Here is a 4,825-nt window from a genome sequence, read left to right on the forward strand (position 1 = left end):
CAGCATGGACAGGAAGCTGGCGGCCAGCTTTTCAACGAAGAAGAGTAGAGGCAGGGCATTGCCTTCGACCGCAGCTCGCGCCTGATCGTAGCCGGTGCCGAAAGTCGTGCCTCCCGACGCCACGCCGATGACTGCGATCACCAGTCCGCAGATGCCCGCAAGCGCCAGCATGCGCTTCAGCGGCTGTGGTTGCGCCCAGCGGCGGATCTTTTGGCCGAAGTGCAACGCGAAGCCGCTGAAGGCCGCTCCGAGCGCACCACCGCCGATGCCGCAGATCAGAACCAGCCCCCAGTCGCGAAGCTCCGTGGGGGCAGCCGATGCCATGCCGAAATAATTATAGCTTCCAGAAAGCCCAAGAGCCGCCAGGCCTGAGAGGATGACTGCCGTGAGCACCAGCCCGTTCGCCCGAGACTCGTAGGTCCGGCTCATCTCCTCGATGGCGARGACGATACCGGCAAGCGGGGTGTTGAAGGCGGCCKCAATGCCCGCCGCCGATCCGGCCAGGATCAGCCCGCGCGCCTGCGCCATGCCACTGAACCGGGCGACGGCGAGCATGATCGACGCGCCGACCTGCACGGTCGGACCCTCGCGGCCGATCGAAGCACCAGAGAACAGCCCGAGCACCGTCAGTACAATCTTGCCGAAAGCGATCTTCAGTGACAGCAGCCGCGTCCGATCCTCATCGTCCCTCAAATGTCGGGCGGCTATCGCCTGCGGAATGCCGCTGCCCTGCGAGTTCGGAAACAGCGTCGCCGCCAGATAGGCCGACAGCATGAAGCCAAGCGGGGTCAGGGCAAGTGGCAGCAGGAAGGCCCATTCACCGGACGAGGTGAGAGATCCGAAGCCCTTCTGCGCCAGATCCGCAAGCTTCGCAAAGCCGACGCTGATCACCCCGATTGCCAAGGCCCCGCACCAAAACACCAGCCTTGGCTGCCAAATTGAGAAAGAGCCCCATAAGACGCGGGAGCGGCGAAAGAGCTTGGAATATCGATAGGATGGTGGCATGTCGGTGCTCGGCGATGCGGGGGGTTGTCCCTTACTAGCGCCATCGCGCGCGAAGATCACCCCCAATTGCAACATGTCGAACGTGGGCAGGACCGTGGGCGTGCCGAAGCACGGAGGCCCACGTTCAACGCATTCGGTTTAGGCTTGCCGTCCCTCGGGCCGGACGTCGCCGTTATGGTTCAAAGCCTGATGAAAGAACAATGTCGGACGAAGGCCATCGAATCGGACAGCGAAGAGGGGTGGGACGTCGCGCACGAGCTGCTCAAATGGTTTCAGATCGTTTGACCGACCGTAACCGTCTGCGCGAGCTCCTCGCTTCCCGGAACTGACACCGCCCACGGATCCTGCGCGGCGCTCAAGGTTTCGAGACTGGCCGTCTCCGTGTCGAGCCCATCAGGAGGGCTGCCCCCGCGAGACCCGAGGCGAGTGAACCCGCAAGGATTCCGATCTTCACGTGATCCTGAGACGATGAGTCCGGGAAAGCTAGCAGTCCGATGAACAGGCTCATCGTGAACCCGATGCCGCAAAGCAGCGACACGCCCGTCATCTGAGCCCACGAAGCTCGCGCCGGAAGCTGCGCAAGCCCCGTCTTCACCAGCAAGGTCACCGTTCCGAGCACTCCAGCCAGCTTTCCGAAAAGAAGTCCGGCGGCGATGCCAATTGTCACCGGTTCGATGAGGACGCTGGTGGACGTGCCTACGAAGGAGACGCCGGCATTGGCAAAACCGAACAACGGCACGATGAAGAATGCGACAGGCTTCTGAAGGGCGTGCTCCAGCCGATGGAGCGGAGAATCGTCGTCCGAGGCCTCGGGCGCGCCGAGAGTGAGCTTCAGCGGAACAGCGAGCGCTAGAACGACGCCCGCAAGCGTTGCATGAATTCCGGACATAAACACCGCAATCCATAGGAGGACGCCCAAACCGAGATAGACCCAGATGATTTTCACGCCGGATCGGTTCAAGATGACGAGGTTGCAGATTACAACGGCAGCCGCGGCAACCGCGATGAGGTTGATGTCGGCTGTGTAGAAGGCCCCAATCACGATTACGGCGCCGAGGTCGTCGATGATCGCAAGTGCCGCCAGGAAGATCTTCAGTGACGCAGGGACCCTGTTGCCGAGCAGGGACAGGACGCCAAGAGCGAAGGCGATGTCCGTTGCCGTTGGAATCGCCCATCCCCGCAAATTCGATGGATCCACGAGATTAAAGCCGATGTATATAAGCGCCGGCAGCGCCATCCCGCCTACGGCGGCGGCACCGGGGAGGATTCGTCTGCCCCAGCTCGACAGTTGGCCGTCGAGCATTTCCCGCTTGATCTCGAGACCGACGAGCAGGAAGAAGATGCTCATCAGGGCGTCGTTGATCCAGTGCTGGAGGCTGAGCGGACCGAGGTAGACATGCAATGCATGAAAATAGAAGTCGGCGACGGAAGAATTCGCGACGACGATCGCCAGCGCCGCCACGGCCATGAGGATGAGACCGCCGGAGGCCTCGCTGTCCAAAAACTGGCGCAGAGTTGACCTGATCCGGCCGTGCACGGTGTTCGACATGGATTCGCGCCCTCGGGCGAGGTTGATCTTGGTCTCCGTCGATCAGGGGAATCCCCGGCGCACGCAGCACACGCCTGATCAAGACCTAGGGGTTGAAGTGATGTTTTGCCAGCGAAATCGACAAGCCTTGTCCGATCGTAACAATGGCTAGCTCCGCAGGTGAAGTATCTTGTCTGCTGGAGCGCAGCCTCACGAGCGAGTCCGCGCATCTCCTTCCCGCTCGCGTGAGATCACCCACGCACTGCCCGTATCATGCTCGCAGTTGCCGCGGTTGTGCCTTTCGGGACTGGCTTCGCGGTGCCAGCCGAGACTGTGGGGGTCGAGATACGGCAGCTCATGCTGACGGGCAAGCTGGTACGCGGCGAGATCGGACTTGTCACGCAGGACTTCACGCCGGCTCTTTGCATGGGCGTTCGGGGCCGATGCCAGGCCGGGGCGCTCGTCAGAGAAGTCCGGCCCGGTTCGCCGGCGGCGAACGCAGGAATTCAGCCGGGCGACGTCCTCCGAATGGTCGAGGGAAGGCCGGTGCGCGGCGCGTCCGACGTCCGAAGGCTTGTGGGATCGCTACCGTTGCAGTCCAAACCGTCCTTCCAGATCGACCGCGCCAGCCGAAGGATAGAGGCGTTTCCCGTGGTGTCCGACGCACCGGTAGCCGAACCCGCCGCTCCGCGTACCGTCCATATCGCCCGCGGCCCTCTCGCCGACGTCGAGATGGCGAAATCCCCCAACGGTCCCGGCGCCCGCGTCGTCGTCGTCGCCGAGGGTTCGGTCGCGGCACACGCCGGCCTGCAGCCGGATGACGTAATCGTCGCTCTCGACCAGCAGCCGGTGACGGACGTCGGGCAACTGCTCGCATTTCTCGTGAAGGAGCATGCCCGCGCTCTCGTCACTGTCGTGAGGAACGGCCACCGCCTCTTCGTGGCCGCCGACGTGCAGACCCAGTAGCAGCCCCGCAGACGGTGTTCTGTCCGCTGAAATACCAGGGTCGCTCTCGTGCTTGATGAAGATCAACGCCCAAACTCTCCGGCACTGGCAAGATCGTCTCGTCGCAAACCTGAAGGAGGTTGTCATGAACGACATTCATCTCAGACAGAGCATTCTCGACGAAATGGAATTCGAGCCCAGCATCGACGCGGCTGGCATCGGCGTCGCGGTCCACAACGGTATCGTAACCCTGACCGGTCACGTGCGCACCTACGCGGAGAAAGAGGCCGCAGAGCGGGTGGTTCGTCGCGTCAAGGGCGTACGCGGGATAGCTGCCGACATCGAGGTCCAGATTTTCGGACCGAAGGAAACGGACGACGACGACATCGCCCGTCGGGCTGTCAAGATGCTCGACTGGAACGTCTCCGTGCCAAAGGATTCCGTGCAGGTGCGGGTTCTCAAGGGGTGGATCACCCTACGGGGCCAGGTCGAGTGGCAATATCAAAAGAACGCGGCCTACGATGCCGTGCGCGATCTCGCCGGCGTTGTAGGGGTATCCAATCTCGTTGAGCTGAAGCCGCGCATTACGGCCGTGGACGTCAAGAAACGCATAGAGGATGCGTTCCAGCGCGACGCCGCTCTGGAGGCCGGTGCAATCAGAATCGACGTCCAAGGCAGAAAGGTCACCCTATCCGGCAATGTGAAGACCTGGTCCGAACGGCAGGCAGCGGAGCGCGCTGCATGGTCAGCTCCGGGGATCGGCACTCTCGACGACCGGCTGACGGTCGGGTGATCGAATTATTGGGAGCGGCTGGACGTTAGCCGCTCCGCCCGCTCAGCCGCAAAGCCGCCGTTGCGAGCGCCCTCGCATACGCCACCAATCCCGAGATCGAAGATCAGACCGTCTTTTCGGCTTTGCCCGACTGGCGCGTCACTCTCGTCTTCGAAACGAAATTCTGCACCTGCCGATGCTGAGCCTCCGTCGCGAGCGTCAGGAAAAGCTTGTTGCCTGGAAAGGCCGATCCGGGATGTTGACTGGATCTGTCGCCAAGACGCCTATCGAGCTCGATGTTCCGTATATCAACGGCGACAGCGCGATGAGAGTACTCCCGTTTCTCCGACTAGGAATCCCGCCGTCAAGCAGAATCGGCATCATGCCTCGCGTCGAGCAGCAGCCTGAGACGGGTCGACATCTCCGACGCCGTGTACGGCTTCTTCAGCCAGCCGGCGCCCGCTTCGATCTCCTTCTCCGCAGCATGGGGCTCCGAAAAGCCCGAGGTGAGAAGAATTTTCACCCTCGGCCAGTACTCGCGAACCTTGCGGGCCAGTTCGTCGCCGTTCATGCCC

4 protein-coding genes and 1 pseudogene are annotated in these 4,825 nt (G+C 62.3%); 2 read left to right on the plus strand and 3 right to left on the minus strand.

Annotation, left to right across the window (positions count from 1 at the left end):
- Together AC1D1Z_RS34155 and nhaA are read right to left on the minus strand one after the other, a co-directional pair.
- On the minus strand, positions 1–1,005 hold a 1,005-nt coding region (locus tag AC1D1Z_RS34155), incomplete at its 3' end, for a chloride channel protein (RefSeq protein ID WP_477853231.1).
- A gap of 355 nt (positions 1,006–1,360) precedes the next feature.
- Positions 1,361–2,554: a Na+/H+ antiporter NhaA gene (gene nhaA, locus AC1D1Z_RS34160; RefSeq protein ID WP_130713370.1), complete on the minus strand. Its 1,194-nt coding sequence runs from the start codon at positions 2,552–2,554 to the stop codon at positions 1,361–1,363.
- A gap of 297 nt (positions 2,555–2,851) precedes the next feature.
- On the opposite strand from nhaA, the gene AC1D1Z_RS34165 reads away from it, so the two are divergent.
- Positions 2,852–3,499, plus strand: coding sequence for a PDZ domain-containing protein (locus tag AC1D1Z_RS34165; protein WP_312863640.1), 648 nt, complete (start codon positions 2,852–2,854; stop codon positions 3,497–3,499).
- 124 nt (positions 3,500–3,623) lie between these two features.
- Positions 3,624–4,271 (plus strand): BON domain-containing protein, encoded by a 648-nt coding sequence (locus AC1D1Z_RS34170; RefSeq protein ID WP_020397608.1) that lies wholly within the window; start codon positions 3,624–3,626, stop codon positions 4,269–4,271.
- 343 nt (positions 4,272–4,614) lie between these two features.
- Here AC1D1Z_RS34170 and AC1D1Z_RS34175 read toward each other — a convergent pair.
- Positions 4,615–4,825: pseudogene (locus AC1D1Z_RS34175) on the minus strand (hybrid sensor histidine kinase/response regulator); the annotation flags it as partial.

This window comes from Rhizobium sp. P1_E1 (assembly GCF_056406015.1).

What these genes read in the sequence shown, in the direction of transcription:
- nhaA (WP_130713370.1), bottom strand. Translation starts at nt 2,554, where the DNA reads ATGTCGAACACCGTGCACGGCCGGATCAGGTCAACTCTGCGCCAGTTT.
- AC1D1Z_RS34170 (WP_020397608.1), top strand. Translation starts at nt 3,624, where the DNA reads ATGAACGACATTCATCTCAGACAGAGCATTCTCGACGAAATGGAATTC.